At 73.8% G+C, this 17,489-nt stretch carries 20 protein-coding genes, 1 pseudogene and 1 riboswitch; of the genes and pseudogenes, 10 read left to right on the forward strand and 11 right to left on the reverse strand.

The annotated features are described in order from the left end of the window. The 4 genes and pseudogenes from Ae505Ps2_RS32460 to Ae505Ps2_RS04665 form a co-directional block, all read left to right on the forward strand. Positions 1–238: pseudogene (locus tag Ae505Ps2_RS32460) on the forward strand (IS30 family transposase); the annotation flags it as partial. A gap of 36 nt (positions 239–274) precedes the next feature. Then, positions 275–484: a hypothetical protein gene (locus tag Ae505Ps2_RS04655; RefSeq protein ID WP_075553433.1), complete on the forward strand. Its 210-nt coding sequence runs from the start codon at positions 275–277 to the stop codon at positions 482–484. Between the two features lie 453 nt (positions 485–937). Next, positions 938–1,561 (forward strand): hypothetical protein, encoded by a 624-nt coding sequence (locus Ae505Ps2_RS04660; RefSeq protein ID WP_075309800.1) that lies wholly within the window; start codon positions 938–940, stop codon positions 1,559–1,561. Between the two features lie 194 nt (positions 1,562–1,755). Next, complete coding sequence (locus Ae505Ps2_RS04665) at positions 1,756–2,277, forward strand: gamma carbonic anhydrase family protein (protein ID WP_075309798.1); 522 nt, start codon at positions 1,756–1,758, stop codon at positions 2,275–2,277. A gap of 36 nt (positions 2,278–2,313) precedes the next feature. Here Ae505Ps2_RS04665 and Ae505Ps2_RS04670 read toward each other — a convergent pair whose 3' ends face one another. The 3 genes from Ae505Ps2_RS04670 to thiO all read right to left on the reverse strand — a co-directional run bounded on the left by Ae505Ps2_RS04670 (position 2,314) and on the right by thiO (position 4,459). Further along, a complete protein-coding gene (locus Ae505Ps2_RS04670) occupies positions 2,314–3,084 on the reverse strand; it encodes a thiazole synthase (RefSeq protein ID WP_043277356.1) in 771 nt (256 codons plus the stop codon). A gap of 2 nt (positions 3,085–3,086) precedes the next feature. Continuing rightward, positions 3,087–3,287 carry a sulfur carrier protein ThiS gene (gene thiS / locus Ae505Ps2_RS04675; protein ID WP_075309794.1) on the reverse strand — a complete coding sequence of 67 codons (201 nt, stop codon included), beginning with the start codon at positions 3,285–3,287 and terminating at the stop codon, positions 3,087–3,089. Further along, positions 3,287–4,459 (reverse strand): glycine oxidase ThiO, encoded by a 1,173-nt coding sequence (thiO, locus tag Ae505Ps2_RS04680; RefSeq protein WP_075334370.1) that lies wholly within the window; start codon positions 4,457–4,459, stop codon positions 3,287–3,289. The genes thiS and thiO overlap by 1 nt, the downstream gene beginning before the upstream one ends. After that, positions 4,456–4,565: riboswitch (TPP riboswitch) on the reverse strand. (Overlaps the previous gene by 4 nt.) Before the next feature lie 39 nt (positions 4,566–4,604). On the opposite strand from thiO, the gene thiE reads away from it, so the two are divergent. Next, entirely contained in the window at positions 4,605–5,297 is a 693-nt protein-coding gene (gene thiE, locus Ae505Ps2_RS04685; protein ID WP_075309790.1) for a thiamine phosphate synthase, read from the forward strand. 53 nt (positions 5,298–5,350) lie between these two features. On the opposite strand, the gene Ae505Ps2_RS30930 is transcribed toward thiE, so the two are convergent. Then, entirely contained in the window at positions 5,351–6,385 is a 1,035-nt protein-coding gene (locus Ae505Ps2_RS30930) for a hypothetical protein (RefSeq protein WP_175581820.1), read from the reverse strand. Positions 6,386–6,825: 440 nt separating this feature from the next. After that, positions 6,826–7,494 carry a DUF3159 domain-containing protein gene (locus Ae505Ps2_RS04695; RefSeq protein WP_020625163.1) on the reverse strand — a complete coding sequence of 223 codons (669 nt, stop codon included), beginning with the start codon at positions 7,492–7,494 and terminating at the stop codon, positions 6,826–6,828. A 155-nt stretch (positions 7,495–7,649) separates the two neighbouring features. Here Ae505Ps2_RS04695 and Ae505Ps2_RS04700 point away from each other — a divergent pair, with 155 nt between their 5' ends. Next, positions 7,650–8,450: an SGNH/GDSL hydrolase family protein gene (locus tag Ae505Ps2_RS04700; RefSeq protein ID WP_075554175.1), complete on the forward strand. Its 801-nt coding sequence runs from the start codon at positions 7,650–7,652 to the stop codon at positions 8,448–8,450. 64 nt (positions 8,451–8,514) lie between these two features. Here Ae505Ps2_RS04700 and thpD read toward each other — a convergent pair whose 3' ends face one another. From thpD to ectA, 4 genes are all read right to left on the reverse strand, one after another. Continuing rightward, the gene (thpD, locus tag Ae505Ps2_RS04705; RefSeq protein ID WP_075309784.1) at positions 8,515–9,438 is read right to left on the reverse strand and encodes an ectoine hydroxylase; all 924 of its coding nucleotides are present in this window, start codon (positions 9,436–9,438) and stop codon (positions 8,515–8,517) included. 126 nt (positions 9,439–9,564) lie between these two features. Next, on the reverse strand, positions 9,565–9,960 hold the full coding sequence (locus tag Ae505Ps2_RS04710; RefSeq protein ID WP_020625166.1) for an ectoine synthase: 396 nt from the start codon (positions 9,958–9,960) through the stop codon (positions 9,565–9,567). Between the two features lie 7 nt (positions 9,961–9,967). After that, positions 9,968–11,221: a diaminobutyrate--2-oxoglutarate transaminase gene (gene ectB, locus Ae505Ps2_RS04715; protein ID WP_020625167.1), complete on the reverse strand. Its 1,254-nt coding sequence runs from the start codon at positions 11,219–11,221 to the stop codon at positions 9,968–9,970. Continuing rightward, entirely contained in the window at positions 11,218–11,820 is a 603-nt protein-coding gene (gene ectA, locus Ae505Ps2_RS04720) for a diaminobutyrate acetyltransferase (RefSeq protein WP_083695334.1), read from the reverse strand. The genes ectB and ectA overlap by 4 nt, the downstream gene beginning before the upstream one ends. A gap of 325 nt (positions 11,821–12,145) precedes the next feature. Between ectA and Ae505Ps2_RS04725 the strand changes: the two genes are divergently transcribed. Then, positions 12,146–12,454: a hypothetical protein gene (locus tag Ae505Ps2_RS04725; RefSeq protein WP_139320128.1), complete on the forward strand. Its 309-nt coding sequence runs from the start codon at positions 12,146–12,148 to the stop codon at positions 12,452–12,454. A gap of 115 nt (positions 12,455–12,569) precedes the next feature. Here the strand turns inward: Ae505Ps2_RS04725 and Ae505Ps2_RS04730 are convergent, their stop codons facing one another. Next, a complete protein-coding gene (locus Ae505Ps2_RS04730) occupies positions 12,570–13,310 on the reverse strand; it encodes an SDR family oxidoreductase (protein ID WP_075553435.1) in 741 nt (246 codons plus the stop codon). 20 nt (positions 13,311–13,330) lie between these two features. Continuing rightward, positions 13,331–13,615, reverse strand: a complete 285-nt coding sequence (tatA, locus tag Ae505Ps2_RS04735) for a Sec-independent protein translocase subunit TatA (RefSeq protein ID WP_075309780.1) — start codon at positions 13,613–13,615, stop codon at positions 13,331–13,333. Between the two features lie 195 nt (positions 13,616–13,810). Here tatA and Ae505Ps2_RS04740 point away from each other — a divergent pair, with 195 nt between their 5' ends. From Ae505Ps2_RS04740 to Ae505Ps2_RS04750, 3 genes are read left to right on the forward strand one after another with little or no spacing between them, the layout of a single operon-like run. Beyond that, positions 13,811–14,680, forward strand: coding sequence for an arpA protein (locus tag Ae505Ps2_RS04740; RefSeq protein WP_075309778.1), 870 nt, complete (start codon positions 13,811–13,813; stop codon positions 14,678–14,680). Further along, positions 14,680–16,470 (forward strand): choline/carnitine O-acyltransferase, encoded by a 1,791-nt coding sequence (locus Ae505Ps2_RS04745; RefSeq protein WP_075553436.1) that lies wholly within the window; start codon positions 14,680–14,682, stop codon positions 16,468–16,470. The genes Ae505Ps2_RS04740 and Ae505Ps2_RS04745 overlap by 1 nt, the downstream gene beginning before the upstream one ends. 17 nt (positions 16,471–16,487) lie before the next feature. Beyond that, positions 16,488–17,462 (forward strand): NAD(P)-dependent oxidoreductase, encoded by a 975-nt coding sequence (locus tag Ae505Ps2_RS04750; protein ID WP_075309774.1) that lies wholly within the window; start codon positions 16,488–16,490, stop codon positions 17,460–17,462. Positions 17,463–17,489 lie beyond the last annotated feature (27 nt).

Here is a 17,489-nt window from a genome sequence, read left to right on the forward strand (position 1 = left end):
GGGGTCGATGCCGGTGTACTTCGCCCACCCGCACTCGCCGTGGGAACGCGGCAGCAACGAGAACCTCAACCGCATCGTGCGCGAGTACTTCCCGAAAGGCACGGAAATCACCTCGGACCCGAAGTATCTGGCGATGGTGGCTTGCGATATCAACGACCGACCCCGTAAGATCCACAACTGGAAGAAGCCCTCCGAGATATTCGCCGAACTCGTTGAGCTAGATGCTTCGACCGCCTGAATTCGCCTGGTCCTGCGCCCGCCCGGTGAGGGCTGGTTGTTCCACCGGCCCGACGGCAGCCCTGTCGAGGCGACGGGCAGACCGCTGGACGGCAGCGCCGAGTCCCTCGTCGAACGGAACACGCGGGCCCGACTGCGGATCGATCGCAGCACCCTCACCCCTGACTGGTACGGCGATCGCCTCGACCCCGAGCCGATCCTCGACGCCCTGCTCCCGCCCGGCACGACGGCCACCGCCGTGGCCTGAACCCGCAGGCACTCCGCCGGACAACCGGAGAGGAATACAGACACAGGTACGGCCGGGGAGCCGACCCGGACCGCGGCGCACCGAGCCTGCGGGAGCCCGGTGCAGACACCGGCGCGCGAGGGCGCGGAAGCCGCATGTGCGAGGGGCTGGACGGCGGCCGCACAAAGTTGTCGCCGGACCGCGTTCCGCGGAACGCGGCGCCGGAAGCCACGCCCGGTCGAGGAGCGCGGTGACGATCTCGCCGAGGCCGTGGTTCCACTCGGGGGTCACGGTCACGGTCGCGGTCGGGGGCGTCGGGGCTCCGGGCGTGCAGCGGGGCACGTCGTCCCAGGAGGCGCGGCCGAGGGCGAGCGAGCGGTCCACCGGCCCGGCGGCGCACGGGCAGGCCGCGACGACGACCGGTTTCCGGCCTCGGGGGACAGGGCCGGCGGGCAGGACCGGTAGACAGGACCGATGCGCTGGTACGCCGAACGCCCCGACCGGATCGCCCGACAGGTCGTCGCCGACCTCGTCGCCGTGCTGTGGACGGTCCTCGCCGTCACCGCCGGCGTGGCCGTGCACGACGGGTTGTCCGCGCTGCGTGGGCCCGGTGACTCGCTGGTCGTCGCGGGCGGTCGGGTCTCCGACGCCTTCACCGGGGTCGCCGGAGCGGTCGGTGCGGTCCCGTTCATCGGGTCCGACCTGGCCCGCGCGCTGGATCCGGCCGCGGGGGCGGGCACAGAGCTCGTCGCCGCGGGGCGGCAGTTCGGGGGCGCCGTCGACGCTCTCGCGACCGGGGCGCTGGTCGTCGTCCCGCTGGTGATGCTGCTGCCGGTGCTGCTCGGCTGGCTCCCGCTGCGACTGCGCTACGCCCGGCGGGCCGGCGCCGCCGTCGCCGCGCGCGCCGCCGCCCCGGATCTACTGGCCCTGCGGGCGCTGTCGCGGGTGCCGGTGTCGCGGCTGGTCCGGGTCGCGCCGGACCCGGCGGCTGCGTGGCGGTCCGGGGACCCCGCCGTCGTGGCGGCGTTGGCCGCGCTGGAACTGTCCGACCTCGGCCTGCACACCCGCGTCCACGACCGGCCGACGACAGGGCGATGACCGGCGGCTGAAGAAGCGGGGACAGAGCTGGCGACACGCCGGCAGATCGACGGCAGCGTGACGAGACGGCGGCGTGGCGAGACCGGCCGTGTCGAGGCGGCAGGACGGCGGGCGACACGGCAGGGCGGCGACACGGCTGCGGTGCCGGCCGCGGCGCCGGGAGAACCACGGAGCGGGGTGCGACGCTGTCGACCATGCCGCTGTTCGCCCTGGAGGGCCTCTCCCCCACCGTGCACCCGGACGCCTTCGTCGCCCCGACCGCGACGCTCGTCGGGGACGTGCGCGTCGAGGAGGGTGCCTCGATCTGGTACAACGCCGTGCTGCGCGCCGACCTGGGGCCCATCGTCGTGCGTGCCGGCGCCAACGTGCAGGACGGGTCGGTGCTCCACGGCGGCGACGACCCGGTCACCGAGATCGGCGAGGGCGCCACGATCGGGCACCTGTGCGTGGTGCACGGTGCCGTGATCGGGGCGCGGGCGGTCGTCGGGAACGGCAGCACCGTGCAGGACGGTGCCCGGATCGGCGAGGGTGCGATGGTCGCCGCCGGGTCGACGGTCACGCCGAACTCCGAGCTGCCCGCCGACCGGCTGATGCTCGGCTCCGCGGCGAAGGAGCGCGGCGAGCTGACCGAGCAGGCCCGCTGGTGGGTGCGGACCAACCCGGACTTCTACCGCGCCCTGGCCCGGCGGCACGCCGACGGCGTCACCCCCGCCTGAGCCGCCCCCGCGCGTTCCGCGGAACGCTCCGGGCCCTCAGCCCTCGACGTCGGGCGAGCTCGCCTGAGCCCGGTAGCGGCGCGGGATCCGGCCGGCGTGCCGGGCGTCCCACCCCGCCTCCACGCCCCGTCGCATCGCGCGCGCCATCCGCTCCGGGTCGGCGGCGCGGGTGACGGCGGTGGCGAGCAGGACGGCGTCGCAGCCCAGCTCCATCGCCAGCGCGGCCTCCGAGGCGGTGCCGATCCCGGCGTCGAGCACGACCGGCACGCCCGCGGCGGCCACGATCATCTCGATGTTGTGCGGGTTGCGGATGCCGAGCCCGGTGCCGATCGGGGAGCCGAGCGGCATCACCGCGGCGCACCCGACCTGCTCCAGGCGACGGGCGAGGATCGGGTCGTCGTTGGTGTAGGGCAGCACGGTGAAGCCGTCGTCGACGAGCTGCTCGGCGGCGTCGAGGAGCTCGACCGGGTCGGGCAGCAGGGTCGTGTCGTCCGCGACGACCTCCAGCTTCACCAGGTCGGTCTCCAGCGCCTCGCGGGCCATCCGCGCCGTGAGCACCGCCTCGGCCGCGGTGCGGCAGCCCGCGGTGTTCGGCAGCACCGCGATCCCGAGGCGGCGCAGCAGGTCCAGCAGCCCGGTCCCGCCCGCGACGTCGACCCGGCGCAGCGCCACCGTGGTCAGCTCGGTGCCGGACGCGACCAGCGCCCGCTCCAGGATCTCCAGGTTCGCCGCCCCGCCGGTGCCCATCACCAGCCGCGAGTCGAAGAGGTGGTCGCCGAAGGCGAGCTTGTCGGTCTGCACAGCCATGCTCATCCTCCTTGCACCGCGGTCAGGACCTCCACGCGCGCGCCGACGCCGGGACGGTGCCCGGCCCACGACGTGCGCGGCACGACCTCCCCGTCGACGGCGACGGCGATCCCCCGCTCCGGCAGCCCGGCCTCGGCCAGGATCCGGGCGAGGTCGGCGTCGGCGTCGACCTCGCGGTGCTCGCCGTTCAGCACGATCAACATCAGTGGTTCCCCTCCTCGCGCGCCCCGGCGGCGGCCGGGACGAACCGTCGCGGGTCCGCGGCGCGGACCGCTTCGGGCACGTCGTCGCCGCGCAGCAGCGCCGCCACGGCCACCGCGGTCACCGGCACCAGCAGCATCCCGTTGCGGCCGTGCCCGGTGGCGACGATCAGCCCGTCGGGCCCGGTCCGCCCGATCAGCGGCAGGTTGTCCCGGCTGCCGGGCCGCAGCCCGGCGGCGGTCTCGGTGAGCGCGTACTCGGCGATCCCGGGCAGGATCCGCTCGGCGTCGCGCAGCAGGTCGCGCACCCCGCCGACGGTGACGTCGGTGTCGAAGCCGTTCTCCGCCGTCGTCGCGCCGACGACGAGGTCGCCGTACCCGGGCAGCGTCCGCGGCACGGCGTAGACCGCCCGCCCGTCGACGAGCGCCCGCACCGTCCGCGACGGCGGCGGCAGCGCCCCGGCGCGCCGGGTCAGCCGCAGGATCTCGCCCTTCACCGGGCGCACCAGCCCGTCGAGCACCGGGTGCAGCGACGACGAGTGCGCCCCCGCGGCGACGACGACCGCGTCCGCCGCGACCGTGGCCCCGTCCGCGAGGCGCACGCCGGTGACGCGGGCGCCGTCGTCGAGCACGCGCGCGACCCCCCGGTCGGAGACCACGACCCCGGCCCGCTCCGCCGCGGTCGCCAGTGCGGCGAGCAACCGCCGGTTGTCCACCGAGGGGTCGTCGGGCACCGACAGGCCGCCGCGGACCTCGGGGCCCAGCGCGGGTTCGAGCCGGCGCAGCTCGCGGCCGGTCAGCCGGCGCACGTCGCGGCCGAGGGACTCCAGGTAGTCCGCGAGCGCGGTCAGCTCGGCGCGGTCGCCCGACCCGGTCGCGGCGACGACGGTGCCCTCCGGGTGCAGCCCGGCGTCGGTGCCGGCGTCGGCGGACAGGGCCGCGGCGAACTCCGGCCAGCGGGCGACCGAGTCCAGCCCGAGGGCGAGCAGGTCCTCCTCACCGGGCCAGGCCTCGGTGACCGGGGCGAGCATCCCGCCGGCCACCCAGGACGCGCCGCGACCGGGGGCCGGGTCGAACACGGTCACCGACCAGCCGTCGCGGGCCGCCGCGCGGGCGAGGGACAGGCCGACCGCGCCCGCCCCCGCGACGACCAGCCGTCCGGCACTCGCGCTCATCGGATCCACCTCACTCCCTGCGCCGGCATGACCCGGATCAGGTTCGACGGTCGGGACCGCGTCGCGGGTCCCCTCTCAGCCCGCTGCCCGGGCTCCCGTGGTTCGTCGTCGTCCGGGGCACAGGCTACGCCGTAGCCTGCGAGCCGTGTCCGACACTGATACCCGCCCCGGCACCCGCGACACCCGTCGCGCCCGGCTCGACGCCCTCACCGACGCCCGCCTCTACCTGTGCACCGACGCCCGCACTGCGCGTGGTGACCTGGCGGAGTTCGCCGACGCCGCGCTCGCCGGCGGGGTCGACATCGTCCAGCTGCGGGACAAGGGCGGGCCCGACGGACCGCTGGAGGCACGCGCCGAGCTCGCCGCCCTGGAGGTGCTCGCCGACGCCTGCCGCCGGCACGGCGCGCTGCTCGCGGTGAACGACCGCGCCGACGTCGCGCTCGCCGCGGGCGCCGACGTGCTCCACCTCGGCCAGGACGACCTGCCGGTGCCGTGGGCACGCCGGGTCGTCGGCGACGACGTGCTCGTCGGCCGGTCCTCGCACAGCCCCGAGGAGACCCTGACCGCCGCCGACGAGGACGGCGTGGACTACTTCTGCGTCGGTCCCTGCTGGCCCACCCCGACCAAGCCGGGACGCCCGGCGCCCGGCCTGGACCTGGTCCGCACGGTCGCCGGGCGCGCCCCGGCGCGGCCGTGGTTCGCGATCGGGGGCATCGACGGCGACCGACTGGACGAGGTCCTCGACGCCGGCGCCGACCGGATCGTCGTGGTCCGGGCGATCACCGAGGCCGAGGACCCGCGTGCGGCCGCGGCGGCGCTGCGGGCCCGGCTGGTCTGAGGCCCGACCGCGTCGATCCCGCGACGCCGGCTGACGGCGCCGCGGGACGCCGGTCAGTTCTGCGTGCCCGAGCCCTGGTCGCCCGAGTTCTGGCCGCCGGAGTTCTGGCCGCCGGAGTTCTGGCCGCCGGAATCCTGCCCGGAGCCCGGCTGCTGGGTCGGCAGGACCCGGTTCAGCCCGTCCTGCAGCGGGTTCGACGAGCCCGAGCCGTCCTGACCGGAGTCCCGGTCGCGGGTGCTGGTCGTCGACTCCGACGTGCTGGTCCCCGACTCCTCGGTGGAGGTCGAGCTCGACGACGACGTCGACGAGTCGCCCCCGGAGCCCTCGCCCCGGTCGTTCTCCTGCTGGGCCGGAGGCGCACCGCCGCGGACGACGTTGCTCACCGAGGTGCCGGAGGAGCCGGACAGCGACGAGCCCTTCACGAACTCGATGCCGGAGATCAGGAACATCGACACGGCGAAGGTGACGACGCCGAGCACCGCGGACACGACGACCGTCTTGCGGGTGACCCGCACCCGGCGGAACCGGCCGTGGCCCGTTCCGGCGGCGCGGGTGGTGCCGCCGGGCGTCTGCCACGGGTCCAGGAGCACCGTCTCCTCGCCGGTGGGCCCGGCGATGCTGCGGCCGGCGCCGTCCTGCGCGGCGGCCGCGGTGCCCTCGGCGACGCCCTTGCCCCGCCGGGTCGCCTTCTCCTTCAGCTCGAGGGCCTTGTCCTTGCTGACCTCGAGCGAGCGCGTGAACAGCGTGGTGGCCAGCGTCGAGATGATCGAGCCGAGCGCCGCGCCGATCACCGTGCCGACCGCGCCGAGGAACGAGCCGAGCACTGCCGTGACGATCGCAGCCCCGGCGCCGGCCGCGATCTTCGTCGGGCTGAGGTCGGCCTTGAGCCCGCTCGCCTTCGTGGTGTCCGACGAAGCGTCCCCGGAGCCGTCACCGGACCCGCCGGAGCCCCCGGACCCACCGGGACCGTTCGGTCCGCCCCCGACCGGCCCCACCGGACCGCCGGGACCGGCCGCGCGGGTCGTGTCCGACGCGGGCGGCAGCACCCGGGTGCGCGGACGCCCGCCGGGCGGCGTCCCGACAGGCACGCCCGGCCCTGGCACGACCGGGCTCACCGGACGGGCGCCGGGCGGGGTCTGCGTGGTCCGGCCGCGGGTGATGTCCGACGGCGGCTGCGGGCCCCGTCCACCGTGCGTACGGGACGGGTGCGCCGTGCGCTGCCGGGGCAGCCGCGGGGCGTCGGGAGAGGCCACCGGACGACCGGTGCCGGGTCGGGGAGCGGACGACTGGGCGGGGGGACGGGCCGGGCCGGGGACGCCACGGGGGGCGTCGCCGGAGCCGGGCTCCGGGGGGCGCTGGTGTGGCATGGCTCCTTGCAGTGATCGTCGGTGCAGGCGGATCGCCGCCGGGGGAACGTCCGGGGACGCAGCGACTGCGCCGGACGATCACCCGATGTGGTGACCTTCACACGATCGCGCAAAGATCACGGGAAGATCACGATTCTACCGTCACCGGTTGTCGGACAGCGTCACCGGGGGTGACGAATGCCCGGGTGATCGGCCGGCAGCGCCGTACGCAGCAACGGCCACGACACGAGCACGCTCAGCCCGACCAGCAGCGGGCTCAGCACCGTCCGCGCGACGCCCAGCAGCACCACCTGGTCGGCCGCCCACAACGGGAGGAACACCGACAGCCGCACGACGTACTGCGCCACCCACGCCCAGGACGCCCGCTGGTACCCGCGCAGCAGGTCCGGGTCGCGCCGCCACCGGGTCCGCTGCCCCAGCAGTCCGCCGACCACCACCCCCAGCAGCGGCCAGCGCACCACGATCGAGATCGCCCAGGCCAGGGCGCTGCCGACGTTGGACACGATCTGGACCAGGAAGAAGTCCGACGCGCGCCCGGTGATCAGCGCGATCGCGGCCGCGACGACGACCCCGGCCAGCCCGAACAGCACCGCGCGCGGCCGCCGCCCCCGGTACAGCCGCCATGCGGCCACCCCGGCCCCGGCGACGATCGCCGCGCCGGCGCCCCAGTTGATCGGGAACAGCGACCCCGCGGCGTTCGCCGCCACCCAGGCGAGCACGAACGCGACGACCGGGACCGAGGCGTCGACGGCACCGGCCCGGCCGCCGAGCAGCTCGGCCAGCCGCGGGTCCTCCCGGGGCGCGGTGCGGGAAGCGGGATCGGGTGTCACCTGACTAAGGGTGCCCTATCTCGGGCCGCAGGTCGACGGATCCGATTGGCGTACGGGCCCGGAGAGGGTGATCATCGCTGTAACGCCGCACGTCGTTGCGGTGAACAACAGATGGGCACGGATCAGGATCACGGAACCGGGAGGGGGCGGTGTCGATGGCCACGCAGCGACACGATCAGGGGCGCGCACGGCACCGGAGCTTCGTCGCGATCGGGGACAGCTTCACCGAGGGCCTCGACGACCTGACCCCGGACGGCAGGGCACGCGGCTGGGCCGACCGCGTCGCCGAGATCCTCGCCGAGCGCCGCCCCGGCTTCGGCTACGCCAACCTGGCGGTGCGCGGGAAGGTGCTGGACCAGATCGTCGACGAGCAGATCCCGGTCGCCGAGGCGATGCGCCCCGACCTGATCACCTTCTGCGCCGGCGGCAACGACATCATCGGCTGGAGCTGCGACGTCGACGACCTCGCCGGCCGCTTCGACGCCGCGCTCGGCAGGCTGGTCGCCACCGGGGCCGAGGTGCTCATCTTCACCGGCTTCGACCTACGCCGGATGCACCCGCTCATCCGCAGGCTGCGGGGCCGGATCGCCTGCTACAACGAGGACATGCGGGCCGCCGCCGAGCGGCACGGCTGCCGCGTCGTCGACCTGTGGGCCATGGACTGCCTCGCCGACCCGCGGGCCTGGGGCCCGGACCGGCTGCACCTGGTGCCGCACGCGCACGAGCGGGTCGCCTGGCGGGTGCTGGAGACGCTCGGCGAGGACGCGCCGGACTGGCGCGGCCCGTGGCCGGAGCCGGCCGTCGAGCCCGCGCCGTGGACCGCCCGGCAGGCCGAGGACCTGCGGTGGGTCACCCAGCACGTGATGCCGTTCCTGCGCCGGCGCCTGCGCGGCACCAGCACCTGGGACGACTACCACGCCAAGCGTCCTCAGCTGGCTCCGCTGCAGGACGCCTGAGCCGTACGTCGTCGTCCCGCGGTGCTCCCGCGGGACGACGACGTCGCGGTGCGCGGTGGGCCGCTCAGCGGACCGGGGTGTGGTCCCGGGCCGCGATGTAGGACGGCCGCGGCCGCGGTGCCGAGAACGGCGCGACGCACGCGTTCTCGACGCTGTTGAACACCAGGAAGATGTTCGACCGCGGGTACGGCGTGATGTTGTCGCCGGAGCCGTGCATGCAGTTGGAGTCGAAGAACGTCGCCCCGCCCGCGTCGCCGGTCATCATCGTGATGCCGTGCCGCTCGGCGAGCTTGGCGATCGACCGTGCGTCGGGCGTGCCGATCTTCTGCTCCTTCAGCGACGTCCGGTAGTAGTCCTCCGGCGTCTCGCCCACGCAGGACACGAAGGTCCGGTGCGATCCGGGCATGATCATGAGGCAGCCGTTGAACGGGTGATTGTCGGTCAGCGAGATCGAGCAGCTGACCGCACGCGGGCCCGGCATGCCGTCCTCGGCGTGCCAGGTCTCGAAGTCCGAGTGCCAGTAGAACCCACCGCCGCCGAAGCCGGGCTTGTAGTTGATCCGGCTCTGGTGGACGTAGACGTCGGAGCCGAGGATCTGGCGGGCCCGCGAGAGCACCCGCTCGTCGCGCACCAGCCGGCCGATCGCCTCCGAGATCCGGTGGACCTCGAAGATCGAGCGGACCTCGTCGGAGGACTTCTCGACGATGCAGCGCTCGTCGGCGCGCACCTGTGGGTCGGCGGCGAGCCGGTCCAGCTCGGCCTGGTACTCCGCGACCTCCTCGGCCGTCAGCAGGCCCGGCACCTGCACGAAACCGTCGCGCTCGTGCGCCTCCAGCTCCTGGGCGCCGAACATGCCCGCGCTCGCCCGGTCGCTCCAGACGGTGGGCTCGGCGCGGTCGATGAAGACCGGTGTGTTCGAGACGCGCGTCGGGTAGCGGTCACCCGCGGCGCGCACGAGACGCGGTTCGTTGCCGACCAGTGCGGTCATGGACCCTCCTGTGAGTCGCTGTCGGTTCGGTTCCCTTCGAACGGGTGTCGTATGAACGACCGCGAGGGGCGTTCCCGCTGTAACACAGCGGAAACACCCCTCGCGGTGTGATCTCGGAACGGAGGTTCAGTCCTCCGTGACCAGCGGGTACACGCCGTTCTCGTCGTGCACCTCCCGGCCGGTGACCGGCGGGTTGAAGACGCACACGCACTTGATGGTGGTCTTCGGACGGAGCTGGTGCTTCTCGTGGCCGCTCAGCACGTAGATCGAGCCCGGCTTGAGCTGGTACGTGACGTCGTTGTCCTTGTCGTACAGCTCGCCCTCGCCCTCGGTGATGAAGACGGCCTCGATGTGGTTCGCGTACCAGAAGTCGTTGATCGTCCCGGCCTGCAGAGTGGTCTCGTGGACCGAGAAACCGACCTTGTCGTTGGCCAGCACGATCCGCTTGCTGCGCCACTGGCCGTTCTCGGACTCGACGTCCCGATCGGTTCCGGTGATCTCGTCGATGGTGCGGACGATCATGTGGGTATCAGCTCCCGATGACGGTGCGGACGGACTCGCCGATGATCGCAAGACCCTCGTCGAGCTCGTCGTCGGTGGTCGTGAGCGGCGCCAGCAGCTTGAGGACCTCGTCGTTCGGACCGGCGGTCTCCAGCAGCAGGCGGTGCTCGAAGGCCTTCGAGGCCACCTTCTCGGCGAGCCCCTCCCCCTCGAACTGGATGCCCCGCGCCATCCCACGGCCCTTGGTGAACATCTCGGTGCCCTGGTTGTCACCGATGATCTTGTTGAAGGCCTCCTCGACCTTCTCGCCCTTGCGCAGCGTCTCCTTCTCCAGCGTGTCGTCGGTCCACCAGTTGCGCAGCGTGTGCGTGGCGGTGACGAACGCGGGGTTGTTGCCGCGGAAGGTGCCGTTGTGCTCGCCGGGGCCCCACTGGTCGTACTCCGGCTTGATCAGCACGAGTGCCATCGGCAGGCCGTAGCCGGAGATGGACTTGGAGATCGTGACGATGTCGGGCTGGATGCCGGCGATCTCGAACGAGAAGAACGGACCGGTCCGGCCGCAGCCCATCTGCACGTCGTCGACGATCATCAGGATGCCCTTGCGGGTGCACAGGTCGCGCAGCCCCTGCAGCCACTCGATACGGGCCGGGTTGAGCCCGCCCTCGCCCTGCACGGTCTCGACGATGACCGCGGCCGGCTCGTTGAGGCTGGATCCCGTGTCGTCGAGGACCTTCTCGAACCACAGGAAGTCGGGCATCTTGCCGTCGAAGTAGTTGTCGAACGGCATCGGCGTCGAGTGGACCAGCGGGATGCCCGCGCCACCGCGCTTCATCGAGTTGCCGGTCACCGACAGCGCGCCCAGCGTCATGCCGTGGAACGCGTTGGTGAAGTTGATCAGTGCCTCGCGACCGCTGATCTTGCGGGCGAGCTTCAGCGCGGACTCGACGGCGTTGGCGCCGGTCGGGCCGGGGAACTGCACCTTGTACTGCAGGTTCCGCGGCTTGAGGATGATCTCCTCGAAGGTGGTGAGGAACTCGCCCTTGGCCGAGGTGTACATGTCCAGGCCGTGGGTGATGCCGTCGCGCGTCAGGTACTCGATGAGCGGCTTCTTCAGCACCTCGGGGTTGTGCCCGTAGTTCAGCGCGCCCGCGCCGCCGAAGAAGTCGAGGTAGGAGTTGCCGTCGACGTCGGTCAGACGGCTCCCCTTCGCCGTGTCGAAGACGACGGGCCAGTTGCGGCAGTAGCTGCGGACCTGGGACTCGAGATCCTCGAAAACGGTCATGTGTTCTCACCCTTGTCTGCTGCGATCGGGCCGATGAGATAGAGGTTCTCCGGCTCGTGGGAGTCACCGAGCAGATCGGGACCGAACAGGTCCTCCCGCTCGATGGTGGTGTCGTGGCGCTCGGCGAACTTGGTGAACAGCCGGATCGACGAGGCGTTGTCCGGCGTGATGGTGGTCTCCATCCGCTCGGTGCCGCCCACGGCGACCGCCTGCTCCCAGACGGCGTCCAGCATCCGACCGGCGAGGCCCGCCCCGCGTGCCACCGGGTCGACGCACACCTGCCAGATGAACAGGGCGCCGTTCTCCGGGCGCAGGTAGCCGGTCACGTATCCGACGGCACGGCCGTCGTCGCGCCGGGCGATGACCGAGGTGCGCGCGAAGTCGCGACACCACAGGATGTAGGCGTAGCGGGAGTTCACGTCCAGCGTCCGCGACTCCACCGCCAGCCGCCACATGTCCACCCCGTCCGCCGGGACCGGGGAGCCGATCTCGTACGTATGGTCACCGTCGGCGTCGGCCGCCGGGCCGGATGCGCCGGTCGCGGCGTCTCCGTCCGGAACCGTGGACGCCCGAGGAGGAGCCTGTTCGGGAGCGGTCATGACTGGCGAGGTTAGTGCCGTCGGGCGCTCGATGCAGCCGCTGACGACGGGCGGCGACCCCCGGAGCCGTGATCCACGTGATCGGTGCCACAATGGGCGCTGACGCCGCGACACCCGGTGTCCGCCCTGGAAGACACCGTGATCACCGGTCCGTCCGATCGGTTTCGGGACCCGGCCCGGGGCGGCCGGAGGTCTCGGACGTGGCGCTCACCACGCTGCGCCACCACCCGGCCGCGCGTTCGGCCAATCGTGCGGATGCACTTGCATCTGCACCGCTGTGGGGTGACGATGGCTACTCCGTCGAACCGTGCCCGGAGGAGCTGTCGTGTCGGTGACACCCGCCAGTACGCGCCCCGTGGCCGTGGTGACCGCACCGGACGAGAGGCAGACCGTCACGGTCACCTGCGCCCGGGACAGCCGCAGCCACGTCGTGGCGCAGGCGGTCCTGGCCGACTCGCTCGCCGACGGGACCGGCCACTGCACCGCGCTCTGCGGGCACGTGGTGCTGCCGGCGTCGCTGGCCTCACCGCCCGGGGACGGATGCCTGCTGTGCGCCGAGACCTCCGGGGCCGGGCGTCGTGCCCGCCGCCGCGGACGGATCGGCTTCGGGCGCTCGGCCCGCGCCGCCTCCTGAGCGCCGCCGCCGACCGCCGTCCACAGCCGGTCCGTTCCCCTACCGCCGGCCGGGCCCCGACCCGCGCCGGTGGACCCGCCGACGCCGGGCCGACGCGGGGTGCCCGGCCCGCCGGTCAGCGCCCGCCGGACACGTCCAGCACCGCGCCGGTGACGTAGCTGGCCTCGTCGGACAGGAGCCAGGCGATCGCCGTCGCCACCTCGTCGGGGTGACCGGCCCGGCCCATCGGGATCGACGGCGCCATGCGCTCGATCCGCCCCGGCTCGCCGGCCCTGGCGTGGAAGTCGGTGTCGAGCAGGCCCGGCCGGACGGCCGCCACCCGGATCCCGTCCGCGGCGACCTCCTTCGCGAGCCCGACGACGAGCGCCTCGACCCCGGCCTTCGCGGCCGCGTAGTCGTTCCACTCGCCGGGCGAGCCGAGCACCGCCGCGCGGGAGGTGACGTGCACGAGCACCCCGCCGGCCCCGCCGTAGCGGGTGGACATGCGGTGCACCGCCTCGCGCGAGCAGAGCAGTGCCGCGCGCAGGTTCAGCGCGACGACCTCGTCGATCCGGGCGTCGCTCATGTCCTCCAGGCGCTGCCGCGAGGGGGCACCGACGGCGTTCGCGACCACCCCGGTCAGCGGCGACGGCAGGGCCGCCGCCGCGTCGAACAGCTGCTCGACGCCCTCGGTGCGGGTGACGTCCGCGGCGACCGCGGCAGCGTTCACCCCGGCCGCCCGGCACTCCGCGACGACGGCCGCGGCGTCCTCCGGCGAGGCCCGGTGCCCGACCAGGACGTCCTGGCCGCGTGCGGCCAGCAGCCGGGCGGTGGCCGCGCCGACCCCCCGGCTGGCCCCCGTCACGAGCACCGTCATGCGTCGTCCGTCCTGCGGCGTCAGGCCCGGTGGGTCTCGGGGCCGGGCTCGGGACGGGCGGTGGCCTCCGCCGCCCCCGGCTGCCGGTTGCCGGGGTCACGGACCTCGGTGTCGGCCCGGGTCGCGCCGCCGGGGCCGATCTCCCCCGGGCGCTCGTCGTCGTCGCGCAGGCCGCGCATCTCGCTCTTCAGGATCCGGCTGGACCGACCGACCGACCGCGCCATCTCCGGGAGCTTCTTCGCGCCGAACAGCAGGACCAGCACGACCAGCACGATCAACCAGTGGGTGGGGCTCATAGCTCCCATGACAGCCTCCTCGCTCGCCGACGGAATCAACGAACCATCCTCCGCCGGGGTTCCCTCTCGCAAGGACAGCCTCCCACGGCACACGGAATCTGATCATTCGGTCACTCACCGTTGATCCGTCGACACCGATCGGGTTTGGATGACGGTGACACCGCGGGCGGCACCGGTGCTGCCCGGGCACGAAGGAGCTGATCCGTGCAGCCGTCCGCACTCGCGGCCCCGCAGGAGCTCGACCCGGTCGACCTGACGCGCTACCCGGTGCACGAACCGGGCTCGTCCGGCTGGGAGGACGCGGTCCGCCGTGCCCGTGCCCAGCTCGCCGCCGACGGCTGCGCGGTGCTCCCCGGGTTCGTCCGGGCGTCGTGGCGGGACCGGCTGCGGACCGAGGGCGAGGCGGTCGCCCCGCTGGCGCACCACGAGACCGCCGTGGTGAACGTCTACAACACCGACCCGGACCCCACACTGCCCGCCGACCACCCGGCGCGGGTGCGGATGGAGCGGGGCAACGCCTTCGTCGCGCGGGACCGGATCCCGGCCGCCGCCCTGATCCACCGCCTCTACCCGCAGCCCGCGTTCCGCGCGTTCCTCGCCGCCTGCACCGGCGTGCCCGAGCTGCACGAGCTGGCGGACCCGCTGGCCGGGCTGTGCCTCAACGTCGTCGGCGACGGCCGGTCGCACCCGTGGCACTTCGACACCAACGAGATCGCGATCAGCCTGCTCACCCGCGCGCCGGAGGCCGGCGGGGTCTTCGAGTACTGCCCCGACATCCGCGACACCACCTCGGAGAACACCGCCGACGTCGCCGAAGTCCTTCACGGGAGGGGCGGCGCCCGGGTCCGACGGCTGGTGCTGCGCCCCGGTGACCTGCAACTGTTCCGCGGCCGGTACTCACTGCACCGGGTGACCGAGGTGCGCGGCGAGACCGCCCGGCACACGGCGATCTTCTCCTACAGCACCCGCCCGGGGGTGGTCGGCAGCGCGGCCCGCACCCGCCAGCTGTTCGGGAGGACACTGTCCGAACACGGGGGGTCGCGCGCCGTGCGCGTCGACGGGCTGCTGGACTGATGGGCGTGACCACCACGTTCGCGGCCGACGACGACCTGCCGAAGGTGCCGCTCCCGACGCTGTCCGCCTCGGCCGAACGCTTCCTCGAGTGGTGCGCCCCGCTGCTCACCCCGGACGAGTACGCCCGCACCGAGACCGCCGCCCACGAGCTGCTCGTCGAGGGCGGCCCGGCGTCGGTGCTGCAGGCCGACCTCGAACGCTTCGACGCCGGCGCCCACAGCTGGCTGGACGCGTTCTGGCCGTCGCGCTACCTGGGCCGGCGTGACCGGATCGCGCTCAACGCGAACTTCTTCTTCCTGTTCGGGCCGGGCACCACCACCGACCCCTGCGAGCGGGCCGCGCAGCTCACCGTGGCCGCCCTCGGACACAAGGCCGACCTCGATGCCGGGACGTTCCCACCGCTGGTCAACCGGGGCGTGGCGCAGTCGATGGACCAGAGCCGCCACATCTTCTCCACCACCCGCATCCCGGGCGACCCGCAGGACACCGTCCGCACCCCCTACAGCGACGACTGGCCGGGTCCGTCCACCGAGCGGCACGTCGTGGTGCTGCACCGCGGCCGGATCCACCGCCTCGACGTGATCGGCGAGAACGGGGCGGCGCACACCGCCGGGGAGATCGCGGACGCGCTGCGGGAGATCCGCGAGGCCCACCCCGAGCGGGCCGCCACCGGCGACGCGGTCGGCGCGCTGACCACCCTGGCCCGGGCCGAGTGGGCCGCGGTGCGGGACCGGCTGACCGGGCTGGACCCGGCCAACGCCGAGGCCGTCGACCTGGTGGAGCGGGCGCTGCTCGCGGTCTGCCTGGACGAGACCGACCCCGCCGACGAGGAGTCCGCCGCGCGGACCCTGCTGGCGGGGGACTCCGGCGACCGCTGGTTCGACAAGGCGCTGTCGATCGTCGTGCTCGCCGACGGCACCGCCGGGGTCAACATCGAGCACTGCGAGCTCGACGGCACGACCGTGCTCACCCTGGTCGACGCCATGTTCGCCGACCCGGTCGAGGTGCACGCCGAGCGGATCGGGACCCGCCCGCAGGGCACTGCGCCGCACGGCGAGCTGCGGTTCGTCCTCGACGACGACCTGCGCGCCACCGTCTCCCGCGCGCACGACGAGTTCGCCGCGTTCCTCGACGCCACCGCCACCGAGCTCGTCGCCTTCGACGACTTCGGCGCGGACGACGCGAAGGCCCTCAAGTGCTCCCCGGACGCCTTCGTGCAGGCCTGCTACCAGGTCGCGCACCGGCGGGCCAAGGGCGTCACCGGCGCCACCTACGAGTCGATCGCGACCCGGCAGTTCCGGCGCGGCCGCACCGAGGCGATGCGGGTCGTCACCCCCGAGATGGTCGCGTTCGTCGACACGATGGGCGACCCGCAGGCGTCCGACGCCGACAAGGTCGAGACCTTCCGGGCCGCCGCCGCGGCCCACGGGGCCCGCGCGAAGCAGTGCCAGCAGGGCGACGCACCCGAGCAGCACCTGTGGGAGCTGGACTGGATCCGGCGTCGCCGCGGGGCGGAGCTGGGCGTCACCGAGCAGCTCGCGGTGTTCGACTCCCCCGGCTGGACGATCATGCGCGACGACTGGCTGTCGACCAGCTCGGCGCCGTCGGACAACATCCGGTACTTCGGGTTCAGCTCGACCAGCTCGCGCTGCATCGGGGTCGCCTACGTGCTGCTGCCCGACCGCTTCCACGTGCACCTGTCCACCCCGGCCGACCAGGCCGAGGGGATGCACGCGTTCGCCAGGGAGCTGCGGGCGGCGGTGACCGAGCTGCGGAACCTGCTTGCCTGAGCGGGTTCACTGGTGGGGTGGAACGTGTTCTCGTCACCGGCAGTTCCGGCCACCTCGGTGAGGCGCTGGTCCGCACCCTGACCGGTGACGGGGTGCCCGTCGTCGGCCTGGACCGGCGGCCCTCGCCGTGGACCGCGGTCGTCGCGTCGCTGACCGACCGCGACGCCCTGCGGTCGGCGTTGCGGGGGGTCACCCACGTCCTGCACACCGCGACGCTGCACAAGCCGCACGTCGGCTCGCACAGCAGGCAGGACTTCGTCGACACGAACGTGTCGGGCACCCTCGCGGTGCTGGAGGAGTCCGCCGCCGCGGGGGTGCGGGGCGTGGTGTTCACGTCCTCGACCAGCGCGTTCGGCCGTGCGCTGGCCCCGGCACCGGGCGGGCCCGCGACCTGGATCGACGAGACCGTGGTGCCGCGGGTCCGCAACGTCTACGGAGCCACCAAGACCGCCGCCGAGGACCTGTGCGAGCTGGCCGCGCTGGACCCGGGGCTGCCGGTGGTGGTGCTGCGGACCTCGCGGTTCTTCCCCGAGGCCGACGACCGCGACGACGTCCGCGCCGCCCACGACGACACCACGCTCAAGCTGGTGGAGTTCTGCCACCGGCGGGTCGACGTCGCCGACGTCGTGTCCGCGCACCTGGCCGCGGCCCGGCGGGCGCCCGAGCTCGGGTTCGCCCGCTACGTGGTCAGCGCGCCGTCGCCGTTCCGCCGGTCCGACCTCGCCGAGCTGGGCAACGACCCGGCCGCGGTGCTGGAGCGGCGGGCCCCGGCGCTCGCCGCGCTGCTGGCCGAACGCGGCCGGCCGGTCCCGCCGGTGGACCGCGTGTACTGCCCGGACCGGGCGGTCGCCGAGCTCGGCTGGACCCCGATCTGGGACGTCGACGCTGTCGTCGCGCGGGTGCGAGAGGGCGGGCCGCCCCGCAGTCCGCTGGCCGACGTCGTCGGGGCGAAGGGATACCACGATTCCCCGACCGGGGTGTACACCCGGTGATTTCACCTCGCCGGACCGGGTGACTGT

Origin of the sequence: Pseudonocardia sp. Ae505_Ps2, assembly GCF_001932425.1 — a bacterium.
Taxonomy (GTDB): Bacteria; Actinomycetota; Actinomycetes; order Mycobacteriales; family Pseudonocardiaceae; genus Pseudonocardia.